General features: G+C 48.2%; 19 protein-coding genes. 5 read left to right on the top strand and 14 right to left on the bottom strand.

What is annotated here, in order from left to right; all coding sequences use genetic code 11:
- Positions 1-16: 16 nt before the first annotated feature.
- The 8 genes from C162_RS26230 to C162_RS26195 all read right to left on the bottom strand — a co-directional run bounded on the left by C162_RS26230 (position 17) and on the right by C162_RS26195 (position 12,463).
- Positions 17-2,401: a glycoside hydrolase family 2 TIM barrel-domain containing protein gene (locus C162_RS26230; RefSeq protein ID WP_036699371.1), complete on the bottom strand. Its 2,385-nt coding sequence runs from the start codon at positions 2,399-2,401 to the stop codon at positions 17-19.
- A 257-nt stretch (positions 2,402-2,658) separates the two neighbouring features.
- Complete coding sequence (locus C162_RS26225; protein ID WP_036699370.1) at positions 2,659-4,245, bottom strand: ABC transporter substrate-binding protein; 1,587 nt, start codon at positions 4,243-4,245, stop codon at positions 2,659-2,661.
- 93 nt (positions 4,246-4,338) lie between these two features.
- A complete protein-coding gene (locus C162_RS26220) occupies positions 4,339-5,250 on the bottom strand; it encodes a carbohydrate ABC transporter permease (protein ID WP_036699369.1) in 912 nt (303 codons plus the stop codon).
- A gap of 12 nt (positions 5,251-5,262) precedes the next feature.
- The gene (locus tag C162_RS26215; protein WP_036699368.1) at positions 5,263-6,231 is read right to left on the bottom strand and encodes an ABC transporter permease; all 969 of its coding nucleotides are present in this window, start codon (positions 6,229-6,231) and stop codon (positions 5,263-5,265) included.
- Between the two features lie 267 nt (positions 6,232-6,498).
- Positions 6,499-7,548 (bottom strand): LacI family DNA-binding transcriptional regulator, encoded by a 1,050-nt coding sequence (locus C162_RS26210; protein ID WP_036699367.1) that lies wholly within the window; start codon positions 7,546-7,548, stop codon positions 6,499-6,501.
- Positions 7,549-8,122: 574 nt separating this feature from the next.
- The gene (locus C162_RS34680) at positions 8,123-9,802 is read right to left on the bottom strand and encodes an ABC transporter ATP-binding protein (protein WP_051493942.1); all 1,680 of its coding nucleotides are present in this window, start codon (positions 9,800-9,802) and stop codon (positions 8,123-8,125) included.
- A gap of 79 nt (positions 9,803-9,881) precedes the next feature.
- Positions 9,882-11,693 carry an ABC transporter ATP-binding protein gene (locus C162_RS26200; RefSeq protein WP_051493941.1) on the bottom strand — a complete coding sequence of 604 codons (1,812 nt, stop codon included), beginning with the start codon at positions 11,691-11,693 and terminating at the stop codon, positions 9,882-9,884.
- 80 nt (positions 11,694-11,773) lie between these two features.
- Positions 11,774-12,463: a CPBP family intramembrane glutamic endopeptidase gene (locus C162_RS26195; RefSeq protein WP_036699366.1), complete on the bottom strand. Its 690-nt coding sequence runs from the start codon at positions 12,461-12,463 to the stop codon at positions 11,774-11,776.
- A gap of 203 nt (positions 12,464-12,666) precedes the next feature.
- Between C162_RS26195 and C162_RS37085 the strand changes: the two genes are divergently transcribed.
- Positions 12,667-12,972 (top strand): response regulator, encoded by a 306-nt coding sequence (locus tag C162_RS37085; protein WP_036699365.1) that lies wholly within the window; start codon positions 12,667-12,669, stop codon positions 12,970-12,972.
- A gap of 460 nt (positions 12,973-13,432) precedes the next feature.
- Entirely contained in the window at positions 13,433-13,699 is a 267-nt protein-coding gene (locus C162_RS26180; protein ID WP_084649050.1) for a sensor histidine kinase, read from the top strand.
- A gap of 49 nt (positions 13,700-13,748) precedes the next feature.
- Here the strand turns inward: C162_RS26180 and C162_RS26175 are convergent, their stop codons facing one another.
- A complete protein-coding gene (locus C162_RS26175) occupies positions 13,749-14,129 on the bottom strand; it encodes a hypothetical protein (protein WP_036699362.1) in 381 nt (126 codons plus the stop codon).
- Positions 14,130-14,270: 141 nt separating this feature from the next.
- Between C162_RS26175 and C162_RS37690 the strand changes: the two genes are divergently transcribed.
- Positions 14,271-14,360, top strand: a complete 90-nt coding sequence (locus C162_RS37690) for a DUF6809 family protein (RefSeq protein WP_442792476.1) — start codon at positions 14,271-14,273, stop codon at positions 14,358-14,360.
- A 130-nt stretch (positions 14,361-14,490) separates the two neighbouring features.
- Here C162_RS37690 and C162_RS26170 read toward each other — a convergent pair whose 3' ends face one another.
- The gene (locus tag C162_RS26170; RefSeq protein WP_156949713.1) at positions 14,491-14,796 is read right to left on the bottom strand and encodes a hypothetical protein; all 306 of its coding nucleotides are present in this window, start codon (positions 14,794-14,796) and stop codon (positions 14,491-14,493) included.
- A gap of 436 nt (positions 14,797-15,232) precedes the next feature.
- Here C162_RS26170 and C162_RS26165 point away from each other — a divergent pair, with 436 nt between their 5' ends.
- Both C162_RS26165 and C162_RS26160 read left to right on the top strand, forming a co-directional pair.
- Positions 15,233-15,565 (top strand): hypothetical protein, encoded by a 333-nt coding sequence (locus tag C162_RS26165; RefSeq protein WP_036699360.1) that lies wholly within the window; start codon positions 15,233-15,235, stop codon positions 15,563-15,565.
- A 12-nt stretch (positions 15,566-15,577) separates the two neighbouring features.
- Positions 15,578-15,934: an Imm8 family immunity protein gene (locus C162_RS26160; protein WP_036699359.1), complete on the top strand. Its 357-nt coding sequence runs from the start codon at positions 15,578-15,580 to the stop codon at positions 15,932-15,934.
- 336 nt (positions 15,935-16,270) lie between these two features.
- Here the strand turns inward: C162_RS26160 and C162_RS37685 are convergent, their stop codons facing one another.
- The 4 genes from C162_RS37685 to C162_RS26150 all read right to left on the bottom strand — a co-directional run bounded on the left by C162_RS37685 (position 16,271) and on the right by C162_RS26150 (position 17,769).
- Positions 16,271-16,897, bottom strand: a complete 627-nt coding sequence (locus tag C162_RS37685) for a hypothetical protein (RefSeq protein WP_442792475.1) — start codon at positions 16,895-16,897, stop codon at positions 16,271-16,273.
- 64 nt (positions 16,898-16,961) lie between these two features.
- Complete coding sequence (locus C162_RS26155) at positions 16,962-17,375, bottom strand: HAAS domain-containing protein (RefSeq protein WP_036699358.1); 414 nt, start codon at positions 17,373-17,375, stop codon at positions 16,962-16,964.
- Positions 17,372-17,536, bottom strand: a complete 165-nt coding sequence (locus C162_RS37380) for a DUF1700 domain-containing protein (protein ID WP_162174495.1) — start codon at positions 17,534-17,536, stop codon at positions 17,372-17,374. The genes C162_RS26155 and C162_RS37380 overlap by 4 nt, the downstream gene beginning before the upstream one ends.
- Positions 17,533-17,769, bottom strand: coding sequence for a PadR family transcriptional regulator (locus tag C162_RS26150; protein ID WP_051493940.1), 237 nt, complete (start codon positions 17,767-17,769; stop codon positions 17,533-17,535). The genes C162_RS37380 and C162_RS26150 overlap by 4 nt, the downstream gene beginning before the upstream one ends.

Raw genomic sequence — 17,769 nt, 5'->3', positions numbered from 1 at the left:
ATAATGCAATTGCTATCTATAAAGAGCTTATTTCAAACTCTGCCGGCGATAGTCCTGGAGTGACCGCAGTGACCTTAATCGTTCCGGAGACTGCTCCGGTCCTGATATACGCCAGCAGCTTGCCGTGATGGGTACTTCGGGTATGGGAACGGTAAGGCTCCAGATCCTGCACATTTCCATTCTCCAATCCCAGTAATTTACCCGCGCCCTCTACGGTCACTGTGACAGGAACCTCAGCGCTATATACCCCAATGCCCGCCGAATCCACAATTTCCAGCTCCACATGGACGATATCCCGCAGGTTGGCCCGCAACTGCAGGGTATCGGCTGTCAGCCTTAGCTGCTCCGGCGCTGCTGCCGTATGCAACTCCCGCTTGACCGTTCTGCCCTGTTGGTCTTTCCCCGTTAAAAGCAGCGTTCCCGGTTCAAAGTTCACCTCCCAGCTCAGCAGCAGCTCCCCGCTCTCATCCGGATGTCCTCGCCCCAGCAGCTTGCCGTTAAGGTACAGTTCCGCAGCCGCCAGATTGGTATAGCCGTCTACGATCAACCGCTCGCCCGGCTCCCAGTTCCAGCTTGGCTCGCCACCTGACCGTCCACCAGTGTCAGATATTCCCGGTTCATCTGCCCTGCGGACTGCGAGATAAGCCATCGGCGTATCGCTCCACAGACTCTGACGGTAGTAATAGCTTGGTTTCGGGAAGCCGGCAAGGTCCATGAACCCTGCCTGCGAAGCCCGTATCGGCCAGCCATGCGCTTCTCCCAGATAATCGATTCCAGTCCATATAAACTGTGCGCAAATATCGGTGTTATCGCGGACCGCCAGCCACTCCTGCAGTCCCGGAGAATTCTCGCTGCCATAGAGCACACGGTCCGGGTAAGAGCTCCTATCCTTTTGGTATAAAGACTCTCTGTAGTTATAGCCGACCACGTCGAGCGTATCGGAATAACCGATAAGATTGGCTAGTTCCGGATAAGCAAGCGCAGCCGTTACTGGCCTTGTCTTGTCACATGCCTTCACAGCCTCCACCAATTTACCGGCTATGACAGCAAGACGTTCAGCATTCGGCTTGTTCGGATCATATACACGTTCTTCAGCAGGCTTGTTGGCATCATTGTTGCCGGTCATCGTCTGGAAGTAGGGGTGACAGTACGGATCATTAGGATAGTCTACCTCATTGCCAATACTCCACATAATAATAGAAGGATGGTTTCGGTCACGCTGCACCATCTCCTGAATATCCGTAATGCCCCAGTCCGGGAAATCCTCATAATAGCCGAAGTGCTTTGGAGGATATACATTATGTCCGGTAGACCACTTGTTTTTGACGCCCTCCCATTCATCAAAAGCTTCGTCCATCACCATAAATCCCATTTGATCGCATAAATCCAGGAGAACCGGAGCCGGCGGATTATGGCTCATGCGGATTGCATTGCAGCCCATTTCCTTAAGGTAGCGCAGCCGCCGGACCCAGACATCGCCAGGAACGGCAGCGCCGAGGCAACCGGCGTCATGATGCACACAGACTCCCTTGATCTTAAGAGCCTCTCCATTCAGCTTGAACCCTTCTGCCGGATCGAACTGAATGCTCCGGAGGCCAACGGGAGTGCGGACCTCATCAACCGTTGCACCCTTCCAGATAACTTCTGTAAGAAGCGTATACATGTTGGGGGCTTCCGGCGACCAGAGCTTCGGTTCCTTCACTTGAATGACCTGTTGACTGAATTCCGTACCGCCCGCCGCCGCGAGCAGATTGGCCGAGGTACCCGATTCGACACCCTCCTCATCCACAAGAGTATGACGTACACAGATCTCTGCCGGTTCCCCTGTTTCGTTCATAATCCGGGTCTCGACCTGCAGCTCCGCCCATTCCCGGCCAATTTCAGCTGTCGATGCAAAAACACCGTACTCTGCAACATGAATGTCATGCGTAAATGTCAGATATACATCACGGTAGATCCCTGAACCGGTGTACCAGCGGGTGTCTGCTGTCTCCGCATGGTTCACCTTTACCGCAATGGTATTCACGGCTCCGCCATACACCAGCAGATCCGTGATTTCATAAGTGAACGTGCTATAACCATAAGGCCGTTTGCCCAAATAATAGCTGTTAACCCAGACCTGTGAATGGTTGTAGACGCCCTCAAAGGTAAGGTACGCACGCTTGCCCTCCAGCCGGTCCGGCAACACAATATGCTTGCGGTACCAGCCGGTTCCGCCGGGCAGATATCCGCTGCCGCTGGAATAATCTCTGGAAAAATCAGCCTCGATGGCCCAGTCATGCGGAAGTGTGACTTCACGCCAATCTTTGTCGTCATATCCCTTGTACCATGCCTCAGGTACATCCCCGCGATTGAAACACCACTCCGCATTAAGCCATATCTTGCTTCTGGACTCGTTCATGCGCTTCTCCTTTATCCGGTCTTAAGAATAGGTTATTAGATAAATTGAACTAATGATTTTTAGGTTTTAGGATTAACCGTGACTCCAGAGAAGTTTTGGACTTCCGGCCGCTGTTGTCTGCAGATTTCTTGATTTATCCCGTTTTTAACGGTTGAAATCCGCAGACAAAGGCGGACGCTCCCGCTCCTCCAGTTCCAAAATTCCCCTCCGCCACTTTTCCTTTAACTTAAATTTTTCAGTTCAATTTATATAGCCGTTTATTTCGCATCTTCCATTTTTTTCTTGAACGCATCCAGCTGCTTCTGCAATTCAGCCTTGACTTTATCATATCCGGCAGTCTTGATTTTGGCTCTGAACTCCTCCACTGCTTTGGCTGGATCACTTACCTTCCCGAAGTTGATAGCCGGCCCAAGCTCCCCGGCCACCTGCGAGATCGCAGTCAGTTCACTTTCCACAGGAGTTTTGTCGAAGACAAACTGACCGTAAGGATACGGAATTTTGATTTTGTCGTATTCGTCATAGAGTGTGCCGATTTCACTCCACACCGTCTCACTTGGGATTTCGAATTTATCCATTCGGCCACCCCAGAAATCTGCATAGAAGCTGTCAGAAGCTTCATTGTAGTTGGCTGGCAATGTTCTTTTTCCATCCTTGATCTCATATTGAACGCCTTCAATACCATAGTTGATCAGATGATAGATTTCCTCGTTGTTGCGGATCAAATCATACGCCATCAGCGCCCGCTCCGGATTTTTGCTGTGGGCACCTAGGGAGGTACCGCCGTGCGTAATCGACAGCTCCATCAGATTCTTCCCGCCGGTCCGGTTGAACGGGAACATCTGCAGCTCAGAGCCTGGCTCTGCTTTGTCCATCTCTACTCGCAGCGTGGAGAAGGTCTGTGTGTGATGCTGGTCCAGACCGGATAACCCGGCCTTGAGGGCTATACGGTTGTCATTTTTGTTATTGAGCGCATCCTCGCGCCAGAATCCTTTATCAGCCCATTCTTTCATAAGCTTGGCATAATTCAGGAAGAGATCGCTGAAGATGGGTTCAGCTACGGTATATTTCTCATCGTTCGATACCGCTGTAAATACGGGCATGTAGCCTGTAGAGAGCGGAAGGTCCAGGTTATCCGTATAGGACTGAATATAGCCTCCCCATGTCACCGCACCGGAAGCCATATCCCATGGAATGACATCCGGCTTGTTGTCTTTGATATATTGCAGATACTGGCCAATTTCCTCCCAATTTTTGATCGGTTCGTTGAGCCCGGCCTCCTTCGCCCAGTCGCCGCGGTAGAAGAATCCATGGTTGACCCATTGCGTGTAATCATTCTCAGGAATCAGCACAATTTTGCCGTTGTAACGGCTCTCGTTCCAATCCTTCTCCGGGACGGATTTCCAGGTTTCCGGTGCATACCTCGGCAGCAGCTCATCCAGATTCATGAAGGCTCCGCGCTGCGCATTGGCCCAGGTATCGAGCCAATCTGTTCCGATGGTGATCAGATCAACCTTCTCCCCAGAGGCCAGCAGCAAGTTGTATTTGGTCTGCCAATCGGCCCATTCGACCCATTTCCATTCCAGCTCGGCATTGATTTTTTCTTTCATAATTTCATTGACCTTGGCCAGCACCTTTTCGAATTGTCCATTCTTCGGCTTATCACCCAGCACTACATAACTGATTTTTACGAACTTGGAGGTGTCCGGCGCCGAGCTGTCTTTGTTTCCAGTGTCATTCGTCGTATTTGCCCCATTGTTAGCCGCATTATTTCCGCCACCGCAGGCGGCCAGCGTAAACAGTAAGAGGAGTGTCAACAACATGCCTGATGCTTTTTTGATCCCCATTCTTGTACAACCTCCCTGTATTTAATTTACTTTATGTGAGAAGGCTTGATTGCCTTGGCACATCGTTGCAGTAGAATTGAAGGGTCTGGAAGATCAGCCTTTTACGGCCCCTACAGTGATACCCTTAATGAAGTAGCGCTGTACGAACGGGTAGAACAAAATGACTGGACCCGTGGCAACTACGGCTGTCGCCATCTTCATGGACTCGAGCGGCACATCACGAAGCTGCACATTCGAGGCGGCAGCGGAATTACGGACAAAATCGGCACTGGTGATCACGTTATACAAAAAAAGCTGCAAGGTGCGATATTTCATATCTGGCGACAGAAACAGCATGGAGTTATACCATTCGTTCCAGTAACCCAAGGCGATGAACAGCCCGATTGTGGCCAGGGCGGGCGTGGTCATGGGCAGAATCAGCCGGAGGAAAATCGTAAAATCGCCCGCTCCGTCGATCTTCGCCGATTCCGTAATGGCATGAGGAATAGAGCGGACGAAGCTTTTCATCATAATGATCAGGAACGGACTTAGCAGACCAGGAAGCAGAACCGCCAGATAGTTATCTTTTAAATGAAGATACTGGGTGATGAGCAGGTAGAACGGCACCAGACCTCCAGAGAACAGTGTAGTGAAGTAAATGAAGAAAGAAATTTTATTGCGGTACATGAAGTCCGGCCGCTGCAGCGCATATCCCGTCATAGCCACCAGCAGCAGGCCGATCGCTGTACCTACAATCGTCATAACTATGGTTACAATATACGATCCGATGATCAGATCGGGATTCTCAAACACGATTTTATAAGCGAACGTACTGAATTCTTTGGGCCAGAAGTTGAAGCCGGAGAGTTTGATGGCCGACTCGGAGGTGAAGGAGGTGCCCAGCACCAGCAAGAACGGCAACAGGCAGCAGAGGGCGAACAAGCCGATAAACAGATATCCGATCCACTGAACGACAAGGCCGCTGGTATCCTTTTTTTTGCGTGCGCTTACAAAAGTCTCATCCATGGGCAAGTCCTCCTAAAAAAGTGAATTGTCAGGCGATACCTTTCTGACCAGCCAGTTAGCAGTTAGAACAACGATGAATCCGAACAAGGACTGATACAGGCTGACCGCACTGCCCATCGAGAAGTTGAAGTTGGTCATCAGCGAGCGGAACACATAGGTCTCGATAATATCCGTAGAGGCGTATAACGCTGTGTTGTTAGCCCCCACCAGATTGAAGAATAATCCGAAGTTCCCCTTAAGGATTCCGCCAAGCGAGAACAGCAGCAGAATGATAAAGGTCGGTTTGAGCCAAGGCAGTACGATATACCGGATACGCTGAAAAGCATTGGCTCCGTCGATCTCCGAAGCCTCCACAATCTCACTGTCCAGCCCCATAATGGCGGCGAAATACACAATAGAGCCATATCCGGTGCTTTGCCATAAATACGTGATGACTATGATAAAAGGCCACGCCCCCGGACTCGAGTAAGCCTTCACCGGATCAAGTCCCAAGGAGTGCAGGACCGAGTTCAAAATGCCATAATCATAGCTCAGAATGTTGTAGGCGATGAGGCCGATCAGAACGGCGGATACGAAATACGGCAGGAACATCATGGTTTGGGATACTTTTTTGAACCATTTGGACCGCATCTCGTTCAACAGTACAGCGACCGTAATCTGAAGCATGTTCCCAAGGAGGATAAACGCGATGTTATAAGCGATGGTATTGAAGGTCAGGCGCCACAGATCACCCGTCATGACAAGGAACCGGAAATTCTCCAGCCCGGCAAAGGCGCTTCCGAAGATGCCGTCAGAATAGTTGTACTTGATAAACGCCAGATACAGCCCAGGCATAGGCATATAGGAAAAGATGAGAAAAAACGCTATCGCCGGAAAGCACATCAGCAGCAATGTCTTGTTGTTCTTAAAACGTTTCCAGCGGCCGCGCTTGGGTTTGGTATACCTCTTCTCTGTCAATTGGGCAGGTGAAGCAGTAGACATAAGACCCCTCCTTAATTGATTAGATAGCAGCTACCGACTGTTAAATTAATGAAACCCATTTCACAATTAAATAAAAAAATGAAACCCGTTATTCATCCTGTCTCTCTTCTTCTCGCAAATTTCCCAGGGAGTTTCCTTGTTCATTCAGCAAGTAATCGGATTATAGGTGAAATGGGTTTCATTAAAAATCAAAATGTAAGGGCTTTCTTCAACAGAATAAGCCCTCGTTATTTCAAAGTCAACTATTAATTTATATTTTTAAATCCATTATTTCTGGGGAGGCGCTGTCGTTTGGCGTACCCTTAGCTCGGGAATAACCGAATGTAAACGGGGCACGTTTTTGCCGGCAATCAGCTTGTGCAGCATTTCTGCCGCAAGATGGCCGATTTCGTTCGCCATCAGTGAAACCGTAGTCAGCTCAGGAATGCTGAAGGACGCAAATGGAATATCATCATAACCAACAATGGACAATTCTGCCGGCACGGCAAGTCCCGCCCGGTCAGCCGCTTTCAGTGCGCCGATGGCCACCAGGTCGTTCATACATATGATAGCTGTAGGCCGATCCGGCAAATTCAGCACCTGTTCTGCAAACTTGAAGCCCATATTGACAGAGAATCCCCCATGAACCATCCATTCTTTACGGACCTCCAGACCGTTGTTTCGCATAGCCGTCCGGAATCCTTGAAGCCGCTGCTGCGTATTGGACATATGCACGAAACCGCCAATGACGGCGATATCCCGGTGTCCAAGATCGATTAAATGCTGTGCAGCCAGCTCCGCCCCCAGCCTCTGGTCGACCGCCACCCTGTGAATCTTCGTGTTGGGCAGATTTCCGTTAATCATCAGCACCGGAACACGTTTGGCCGCTTCTTCTACCTCCCGCACCAGCGATTCATCCGGCTTGGACAAATCCAGCCTGCCGCCTATCATCACGATGCCATCGACCTGCTTCTCCATCAATATCCCCAGATACTGTGATTCCCGCGCATACTGGCGGTCTGTCTCCTCGTCCGAAGAGACGGTATCGCACAAAAAACAGGTATAGCCCAGTTTTCTCGTCTCCCGGTCAAAGCTGGCCAGAACCTCCGGAAAAAACGGGTTGGTTATATCCGGCAGGATGAACCCGATCATCCCGGTTTCTTTGCGGATCAGGCTTCGCGCAAGCGCGTTGGGCTGAAACTGGTGCTTGTCAATCAGCGCAGTAATCCGCTCTCTCGTTTCTTTTTTGACGGGGGCGGTATTATTAAGCACTCTGGATACAGTGGCAACCGAGACGTTGGCTTCCCTCGCGATATCATATACGGTAACGGGCTTCATTCTGCTTCCTCTCTTTGCCCATCGGCAATAACTGGTTTTGGCTTCATCTTATCGTTTAGCTCTGTATTAGTAAACCATTTATTGCTATTCCTCCCCACTTTGAATCCAGGCTTTACTCTGATGTAATCGGTTTCATTCCATGGCACTCACTATCAAGTTAATCAAGCAGGTAACAGGCATAATACATGAGATAGGGTATAATTTTAGTATAAAGGATCTGAATAGGGAGATGAAGTGATGATCAACCGTAGAACAAGAAGTTTCATAATTGCAGGTCTGGCTGCTCTTCCTATTATGGTTGGTGTCTACTTGAGGCAAACAGACTCCCAATCAGCAACTTCACAACCCGATTCGTATTTAATAGAAACCGTTTCAGTAGATGCCAATTATCTAAAGTTTGAAAATGCAGATGCGTTAGATACGGCTAGAACAGACGATCTGACCCTTGAAATCATCGAGCCCCTGGCCCTTATACACAACGCTGGAGACACCATAAAATACACACACGGGAACTATAACGAACTCCAAAAGGGAGGTTTTGAAAAAGTACGGGTTAAGCCTGTGTCCCCTTCCCCTACACATACCACTTCCGCTGCGCCTCATACATCGTCCGGTACTCGCCCGCCGTGCTCATGAGCTTCTCATGCGTGCCGTCTTGCACGATCCGTCCGTCCTTCATCACGAGAATTCGGTCCGCGAGCTTCACAGAGCCTAATCGGTGGGAGACGAGGATTGCGGTTTTATCCCGGCACAGGGCGGCGAAGCCGTTATACAGACGGGTCTCCTCCAGAGGATCGATGGCCGCCGTAGGTTCATCCAAGATCATACAGTCGCTGTCCCGGAACAATCCGCGCGCAATCGCTACACGCTGCCACTGACCGCCGGATAGATCCGTGCCGCCGAACTCGCGTCCCAGCATCGTATCCAGCCCTTCCTTAACCCCTTCACCGGATAAAAGCACCCCGGCCTCCACACACACGGATACTACTGCGACATCTGCTGGTTTCGAATATTGGCTGATCCGCACATTCTCCCGGATGGTCTCATTATACTTGCGATAATGTTGAAAAACAGCCGACGTTCGCTCATAGCTAATCCGCGAAGCCTCCACGTTCCCGTACCACACTTCTCCTGCCGTTGGCGGGTATAACCCCATAATGATGCGGCACAGCGTGGTCTTCCCGCTTCCATTCTCGCCTACAATCGCCAGCGTCTGCTTGTTCGGAATGATCAGATCGATCTCCTCCACCGCATTGCGGGTCGCCAGCGGATAGCGGAACCGGACAGCTTTTAGCTCAATATCACTGTCTGCGGGCCTTGGCAGGTTGTGGGTCCTCTGAACAGGCTCATCGATGAAATCCAGGAAATTCTCTGTAGAGCCGATATTCTCCGTAGCCCAGGCGATTCTCTCGGTGATCAGCTTGTTCATGAACCGGTACAGACTGCCAATCGAAGCCAGCACCGCCGCAAAAGCTCCAATCGAAATCTCCTGCCTCATCACAGACACAAACAGCATATACACGATCAGGCCGTAGCCCATAACCGTCACTATATTCAGAATGAGCTGAACGAGATGCTTGCGTACCTGCGTCCGAAGTACAATAGCGTTCAACCGTTGCAGGGCAGAGGTATACAAATTCTCGAAAAATGCAGTAGCTCCCAGCAGCCGGGTCTCTGATAGATACACTTTGTCCGTCAAGCACTGTTCATAGTACTCATTTTCCCGCCGGATCGGGGCAGATGCCGCCTCCAGATTCTTGAATGCTGACATCAGCACCCATTGAGAGAGCATCACTGGTACAAATACGACGACAATACTTAGCGCAAGCACTGGCTTGAGCGTGAACAGATACCACCCGATGAACACGAAGTAAGTCGTATAGTAGAACAGAATATCCAGTAAAGTTGTTCCGATCCAGATCAGCTTGCCGCTCCCGTTCACAGCCTTGTGGATATAATCCAGCCGCCCCGTATTCTCAAATTCAGAGACCTGTAACGAATCTACTCGCCTAAAAATCATCAGGTTCAGGTGCTTGCCCACGCTTAGCCCGTAAATCTCCTCATAACAGTTCCCGAGTCCGTCCATGACATGATAGAACAGATACATAAGGGCCAGCGTACCCAAGGAAAAGAGAATCATCTTGAAGTCTATTCGGTCCGTAGCATAGGCAGCAGCCGCATCCAAAAATCTCTGCATAAATAACACCTGCAGCACCCAGGAGACTGCCTGGAGCAAGGCAATGCCGATGTACATGTAAGACATCCCGGGATTGACCCGGAATAAAAGCCGTAAGCATCTGACCCCGTTCCTCAGGAATCCCTGCCCCTGTATTCTATCCATGCTGCACCTTACCCTCTGCCTCATACCACGACTTCTGGCTGGCGAACATTTCCCCGTATATCCCGTCCGGAATGTCCATCAATTGCTCATGAGACCCCTGCTCCACAATCCGCCCGCTATGCACCACCAGGATCTCATCCGAGATTCTCGCAGCACCCAGCCTGTGGGTGATGTATATGGTGAACCGGTCTGCTCGGATGCTGCTGAACATTTCATATAGCCGGCTCTCTTCGATGGGGTCCAAGGCAGCCGTAGGCTCATCCATGATATGGATGGCAGAGCTGGAGTACAACAGTCTGGCTATCGCCAACCTTTGCCACTGCCCGCCGGAGAGGTCCAGGCTGTTCTCTTGGATTTTGCCGACATATGTATCGAGACCCGCTTCCAGACCCTGGACCATCCCATCCAGATTCATCTTGCTTATGCTGTGACGGATTCGCTCTTCATCCAGCCTCAGGATATTCCCCAGCCGGACATTATCTTGAATCGTCAGCGCATACCTGGCGTAATTCTGGAAGACCACCGCGATGATGCCTTTCAGCTCCGGGTAGCTGTACTCCCGCAGATTCCTATTATTAATGTAGATTTCTCCCTCGTAGTTATCGTACATCCCGGTGAGCAGTTTGATCAGGGTGGACTTACCGGCCCCGTTCTCCCCGACAATGGCATAGCTCTTCCCGCTAACCATGGTGAACGAGCATTGATTCAATATGTATCTCTCCGTATCCGGGTAGCGGAAGCTCACCTGCCTGAATTCCAGCGATTGAAAGACGAAGCCGCCCAACTCCACAGGTAGAGCAGCAGCATCCGTCTTCTCACTTAGTCCGGCAAATGCAGAGAAGTCCTTCAGATACGCCTTCATCCGCGCATGCTCCTGCATCGTCTCGGCTAACTGCCAGGACATCCTCTGCACGAGGCTGAAGATCGCGGTCACCAGCGAAATGTACAGGCCAATTGTTAGCTCGCCCAAGTGCAGCGCAGGCAGCAGCAAGGCCACTATAATGATGCCGATTAGCAGGGCAATGATCGAGCCGCTTTTCAGATGAAAGAAGCTTCGGATCTGTATCTTCTTCTCCACCGCGTACGTCTGATCATACAGCTTATCGTACCGATCCCTGAGCGCCGGACTATACCCGAATAACGTGCGTTCCTCCGCATCCTCCCGGCTGGTCAAAATATGCGCCAGATCCGCACTCCTCCTCCGTATCCGCTGCGCCTCCATCCCCAGCACATAATTCGCCTTGCCCGTCTTCATGGCGATATAGAACAGAGGCACCGCTACCAGCACAATCACAAGCCCCGTAATGAACGTGGACGACATCACAATCACAAGCAGCGAAGCGGTCCCAATCAGCAGATTCAACCCACTCATCATATTGTTGAACCCGCCCATGAAATGACCCACCGGATCTCCGCACACCCTATGGATTAAATCCGAAGTCTCCTTATTCTCAATATGCTGATACGCAAGCCGCGCCCGCTTGAGCACCATCTCCCGCTTCAGCCGCACATTCAGCCGGTTGCGCCCCGTCAGCTCAATGAGCTGCATCAGGCTGGGGAGCAGATGAGTGACAATCACATACCCCATAATCAGCGCAAGCGGCCTATAGATTAACGAATACTCCGCCCGGCCATTCACAATATGGGTCGCCGTATTAATGAAATAAGCCATCACCAGCGTCTGATACGCAGGCATCAAGGCATCCACCAGCATATACCCCACCGCCGCCACCGTCTGCACCGGAATCACCCGCAATGGAATCCTGATCAGATCAAATTCGGTATATTTTCTTGAAGTAAGCATGTCGTCTCCTTGTTGGAATGAATTATAAGAACGCCCCAATTCATAGTATCACTTCCATACGGGAGGAATAACCTGTCAGATTATAGGGATAGCGTAGAATAATAGATTAGATTGAGGCTGTTATACACGATATGCACCACAACTCCCGGCCAGATGGAACCTGTCTTGCGGAACAGGTATGCAACCAGAACACCGACCATGAATGCGTCTAACAGGATAACGGTGAATCCATGAACCACGCCGAAGATTGCAGCGCTGCCCGCTATTCCGGCCCAGGGGCCATAACGGTTCAGGGCATTGGCAATGACGCCGCGGAAGACAAATTCCTCGCTTAGCGGCGTGAGGATGGCCCCGGTGATAAGCAGAATAAACATGGAGCGCGGACCGCCTTGCGCTGCCGTCTGGAAGTCTGCCTGGGTATTGATCTCGGTAATAAAGTGATAATAGATCCCTTCGATCACAAAACATCCCCCGAACGCGGTAATCCCGATGACAACCGCCACCAGCAGCCATTTCCGCTCCGTCATCCGAAACCCGAAAGCATGGAAATTGCGAATCCGCAGAGTGTAAGCTGCAAACAGAGCCAGGAAGCCAATCAGACCATTGGCTGCACCTCCGATATTAATCCGCAGGATGGCTTGCTCATCAGGAATTTGAAGCATCCAGACCCCAAGGATAACAACGCCGATCATATAGAGGGACAGTGCAGTTAGGATCTCCGGCCAACCAGGCCGGCTGTGAGGTTTTTCAGACAGAGATGGACTACTCATTGCCATTCCCCTGATCGTGACCTTTTTTACTCATGCTATTTTCCTCCTACTCTTCTCATCGAAGCTCGAATGTGTTGCTCAGACCTATCCTACCAACCCCGCCGGAACGGAACTTAAACGAACCGCTGTATTTTTGCTTAATTTTGTGCCCGCTGTTTAGGTTCTGTTAAGATAACTATGCTATTTTGAACTAGGGTGAAAAAATGCCAAATCTATCCGCGATTAAAATCGCTATCATCGACGACGAGCCTTCAATCATCACCATGCTGCAAATGGTGCTTCGACGCGAAGGCTTTCAACAACTATATGGGGCTTCCACTTGTGCTGAAGCTATCAGCCTGGTACAACGCGTGGTCCCCGATATTGTCCTGCTCGACATTATGCTTCCCGACGGCAGCGGGCTGGAGCTCTGTTCGGCGTCCTGGAGCAGATATCCCAAGAAGCCCAGTACAAAGACGGGAAGCTTCGCATTTTCTCCCAGTGGAACAAGCTTATCGAGGAGAAAGTGATGTGGCTGCAGGTGGTTAGTGCAGAAGGAGAAGTAGTCTACAGCATTAACACAGCACCCTATCCTGCACTGACTGCCTCCTAGTCCACCGCTCAATTTCTCGATATTCAAGAGACACGGAGACTCGGGGCTTATGATGTACAGACGCAACTGAACTTCTCATTCCCGGACCCGCTTTTATATGTGCTTGGCTATCCAACCCCTGACCTGGACCAGCTCACAGCGTGGTTCAACGCTTACGGACAACAGGGCATGGTGAGGAGTGAAGCCGTTCCCCTTTTGGAACAGCAGCTTCAGGAGACTGGCCGTTATCTGCAAGTTCTTGATTCTGAGAGTAACACTGTACAAGGCATTGGCGATCAGACGTATGTACAAAAGGTATATCGGCCCCTGGACATTCTGGCCATCCAGCAGTCTCCAGATAACTATGAGGCGGGTATTGTGGTCCACCGGGCACAACCATTACTGTCACTCTTATCCGAGTCAATGACAAAGCTTGCATACGGGTACTCGACAATGGGAAAGGGATGGACGAGGAGACATTGCATCATTTATTCAACCGCTACTACCGCGGAACCAATACCGAGGAATCCACATACGGCTCCGGGCTCGGCATGAGCATCGGCATGAGCATCGCCAAGACCATCGTCGAAGCACACGGTGGGGAAATTAAGGTACATTCGACAATCGGGCAAGGCACTGAATTTGAGATTGTTTTGCCGTGCTGAGGAAAACAAAAAGGGTTCCAGTTCTGATGAGCTGGAGCCCTTGTTTCTGTTAAGGCTGAATAGATACCTCTGTCGCGTACCACTTCCCGGATTTCAATTTCAGCGTTAGCTGAACAGGTTCTTTGAATGCAAAATTATCATCATCATATTTCTGAGTCACATATACTTTTGCACCTGCGAAGTAGTGCAGCGGCAATACAAAACCGATATGATGAGAGCTTGAATGATACTCAAAACCGTCAGATGCCATCCCGCGTTCAACAGGATTTATTTTGCTGTATGCTGATGGACTCATGTAATTCATATCAGCGTCCTTCTTCATCGCTTCTTCTAATATGATCTTGGTATCATGCGATATCCATGCCCCGAACGCGATGTAGGCAATAACAAATAGAAGAACGAATGAAAGGAGTAAGTTTCTCTTTTTCATGGGCACCTCCTTTTAAAAATATTGATGTTGAAAGATTCAGAAAACAATTCCATCCTTCTGTAAAGTATACTCCGTAGATTTACCAGTTTTTATCTTTTATTGTTGAACACAAAGTACTTTAACAATGAAGGAGATGGGCAAGTGGACAGTATTCTAGAGAGCCTGTATCACGGCAACTTGCATCCCGATGAAAATATCATACCCAATGACCCTCAGTACTCTATTTTTTAAAAAAGGACATCTGACATCATAGAGGTTTGGAAGGACCGGCTTTCAGCAGAGCAATTCGACGAATTAGAAGCGCTGTTAGACTTGTATGGTCAAACTCACGGGATGGAGTTGGCGGCTAGTGTAACTAATCCTAGTTAGCTTTTTTTCCAAAAAGTGCTATAGCAATTTTTATTAGTACATAGGAAATGAGAAAGCAAACTAAACAAGCACCAACTAATGAAATAATGTTCAACTCATAACTCTGAGCCTGTGCAGATATACTGAAAATATCTTGATATCCAGAAGAAAAATCATTTAGTCTAAGGCTAAGAAATGGAAACAAGGCTCCAAATTTATATTCGTACGCTGTATTTGAGTGTTCAATAGAGATAGGTTTCATTAACGAGAGTATCAGAATTATTAAAGTAGTGATCCAGTAAGTTTTTTTCTTCAACACAATCATGAAACCACCTCAAATAATTAATAATAATGAATTGAAGAATTACGATCTATCTTCAAGAAATCCGCTAAATTAATTCTTATTACTTAACATTACCTAACTCTTCGTTATAATAGCATACCCCGGCTTTGCAACCACTCTGACCTTCACAAGCATTAAATATCCAAAGATTATTTTGATTCCTCTATTTTCTTCAATCTGTTTTTTTGAATCATATTAGAATTGAAAACCACTAAATAATAAGATGTTTTATTTAATTCCTTAGTATCAATTTTAGAGGGTACTTTTATATTTATTTTTTCTCCCGACCCCATGATTCGTTGTCCACACTATATACTAAAGTTTATTTAATCCCATAGTAAATATTACCACATTTTGATAGAATGATTTTGGTTAATTACATAAATTTAGGGGGATCTATGAATAGTAAGAAATGGTGGGTACTACTTGTGGTGGTCTTATTAATTGGTGGCAGGATTGGCGGAAAATTCTGTATGACGCGAAAAAGAAACGTGATCGTCAAGACCTGCTCCATATTGGAGATCGGTTAGAGAAGTCGTTGTCTGACTACGAAGATACTGTTAACCAAATAAACGAAGATAAGGAATTAGCAGAGGAATACACTAATCTAATGGAATCTATCATTGATGAGGATTTTGCAGCAAGCGAGTTAGACGAAATGATAGCTAAGGCCTGCAAGATGGAGAGCAAATTAATGAAAATCTACCCTACCGGCTATACAGTGCTTAGTTCTGTATTTGGTTGAAAGGAGTTTATAATGGCAATAATTCCAGAACTAAAGAATGTTCATGTTTTTGCTGAAGGAGATGTGACCGGAGATTTCTGCATATCCTTAGTTCTAGACATTGGTCCTGCAGACGTCTCTGGTGCTGATCAATTCTATGCTACAGTTGGGACTGCTCAAGGGATCGCGGATTTTCTTAGTACCAGACCATTTATAATTTGTCGTGGTTTTCTGGTAGTTCCTGAATTCAACTTAAAAGCCATTAAAGATTGTATTCAAGTTAGAATTTCGGAATGTGCTAAGGATGACTGGGCACAAACTGCATTGTCAATTAACAGGCTGTTTCCTTGGGAGTATGATGAGATGAAGGATTACAAACTCTTTTCATAAATTAAAAAAAGAAAATAACCCATTAGGCAAAAGCCCGGCGGGTTATTTTATGTATGCTTTAAAATCAAATCAATATCGCCTATACTAAAGCAACCTCACTTCCTTTTCTTCCGATATTTCTTGATTAACAGGAGCAAAATTAAAATTAGCACCAACAGAACAAATACGGCGACCCACAAAAACACTGGATTCCCTACGGTAAAGTAAGTATCTCTGTACTGATATTTTTCATTATTCATAAGAATAGATTAATCCGTTTGTAACATTATGTATATGGGAAGGAAAACTTTCCTTAAAATAAACTGCCATTACTTACAGGGTTGTTATGGGAAAAAATTATTCCGCTGAATACTCATCTACACTGAAAGTAAGTATTCTATCAAAGATTACATAATCTTTGCGGCTAGTAAATGGCCCTTTGTTATTGTCGTGCTTATTAATTCCATACCGGGCTGATCCTGAGGATGCGTCGTACCAACTTAAAAAGGCATTGACCTCAGACATTGGAAGATCAAATTCTTTTTCAAGCCCAGTATTCATCGTTACGACCAAGATTGCCCGGTTACCTGTAGGCTGCTCTGGAGTCGGTGACGGTGTTACTGTTGGTGTTGGCTCAACGGTTGGTTCTGGTGTGACGGTAGGCGTCGGCTCTGAAGTCGCTGTTGGTACAGCAGTTGGTTCAGGCGTCAGAGTACCTACAGTAATTTCATTTATAGCAATCCAAGTACCACTTCCAGTACATTCTATTCTAATACCGCTATACTTTCCGGGAGTTACTGTAAATGGATCAAGGATTGTGTAGGTTTTATTCAGATAATTCTCCACACTTCTAGTTGCATTTCCAGAAATATCCACCCAAGAGTTAGATTGCAAACCATACAATTTATAAGAGATATTTGCCCTAGGCATTGCGGAAGCCGCTAACTGAACAAAATCAAGATGAATTTCTTCAGGAAATTTCATTTCCAGCGTACCCTGATAACCATTACTATTCCAAAAACTTTCTAAATTCGAATCTATTGCCTTGTCAGGTGTCTTCCCACCGTAAGTACTGCTTGCAGACGCTACAGTCCCGTCTGGTGGAATGAAACCCTGCATACCGGATCACAAGATGGTAATACAGCCGGGTGAGCTTTAATGTTCCAATCGCTACCAGTAGTCCCGCACCGGCCAGGCCCAGCATCAGAAATATACTATTGATAGACAGAGCAACCGACCGATACTGAAGCATTAAGAGAATCGGAGAAATAAGCAGGCAAATGGCAAAGACGAATACCCTGGCAATCACCGTTAGGGAAGTGATAAAAGGCAGCAGAACGATAACCAAGTTGAACAATCCTAAGCTCACCGTTGCCATAACCGCCTTCGTTACAGTTAAGAGCGTTGGGAATTTGTCTGCTTGTTCAATCTGAGACTGGGTCAGTAATTCGCGCGCGATCAACCGGGGATGGCCCGCCTGGAGATTACTTCTGCCTCAGACCGTCCGCTTAACCGGGCACACTCGAAATGCTCCCGGAATTCCCCCATTAGCTCAGCACATTCCTCAGGAGGAAGCAGCTTCAGATACCGTGCCAATTCATTCAGATAGGCCTCTTTATTCAATCCGATCCCCCCTTAATAATCTCCTGGACCCCTATGGCAAAAGCATTCCATTCCTCAATCATGTCGTGCATGACTCTCCTTCCCTCAGCGGTAATCTTATAGTACTTCCGGGGCGGCCCCTCCTCCGATTCGGATAAATAGGTCGAGAATAACCCATCTGCTGCCAGCCTTCTTAACAACGGATAGATCGTCCCCTCCGCTATGGCAAATTTCTGCAAGATCTGCTCAACCAG

Origin of the sequence: Paenibacillus sp. FSL R7-269 (assembly GCF_000517865.1) — a bacterium.
Lineage (GTDB): Bacteria > Bacillota > Bacilli > Paenibacillales > Paenibacillaceae > Paenibacillus_AQ.
This window is presented reverse-complemented; position numbering and strand designations above follow the sequence as displayed.

Bases quoted from the DNA above. Each gene is read 5' to 3' on its own strand.
- C162_RS26210 (WP_036699367.1), bottom strand. From the start codon at position 7,548: ATGAAGCCCGTTACCGTATATGATATCGCGAGGGAAGCCAACGTCTCG.
- C162_RS26160 (WP_036699359.1), top strand. From the start codon at position 15,578: ATGGCAATAATTCCAGAACTAAAGAATGTTCATGTTTTTGCTGAAGGA.
- C162_RS26220 (WP_036699369.1), bottom strand. From the start codon at position 5,250: ATGGATGAGACTTTTGTAAGCGCACGCAAAAAAAAGGATACCAGCGGC.
- C162_RS37085 (WP_036699365.1), top strand. From the start codon at position 12,667: ATGCCAAATCTATCCGCGATTAAAATCGCTATCATCGACGACGAGCCT.
- C162_RS37685 (WP_442792475.1), bottom strand. From the start codon at position 16,897: ATGAAATTTCCTGAAGAAATTCATCTTGATTTTGTTCAGTTAGCGGCT.
- C162_RS26195 (WP_036699366.1), bottom strand. From the start codon at position 12,463: ATGAGTAGTCCATCTCTGTCTGAAAAACCTCACAGCCGGCCTGGTTGG.
- C162_RS26175 (WP_036699362.1), bottom strand. From the start codon at position 14,129: ATGAAAAAGAGAAACTTACTCCTTTCATTCGTTCTTCTATTTGTTATT.
- C162_RS26200 (WP_051493941.1), bottom strand. From the start codon at position 11,693: ATGCTTACTTCAAGAAAATATACCGAATTTGATCTGATCAGGATTCCA.
- C162_RS26165 (WP_036699360.1), top strand. From the start codon at position 15,233: ATGGTGGGTACTACTTGTGGTGGTCTTATTAATTGGTGGCAGGATTGG.
- C162_RS34680 (WP_051493942.1), bottom strand. From the start codon at position 9,802: ATGTACATCGGCATTGCCTTGCTCCAGGCAGTCTCCTGGGTGCTGCAG.
- C162_RS26225 (WP_036699370.1), bottom strand. From the start codon at position 4,245: ATGGGGATCAAAAAAGCATCAGGCATGTTGTTGACACTCCTCTTACTG.
- C162_RS26230 (WP_036699371.1), bottom strand. From the start codon at position 2,401: ATGAACGAGTCCAGAAGCAAGATATGGCTTAATGCGGAGTGGTGTTTC.
- C162_RS26215 (WP_036699368.1), bottom strand. From the start codon at position 6,231: ATGTCTACTGCTTCACCTGCCCAATTGACAGAGAAGAGGTATACCAAA.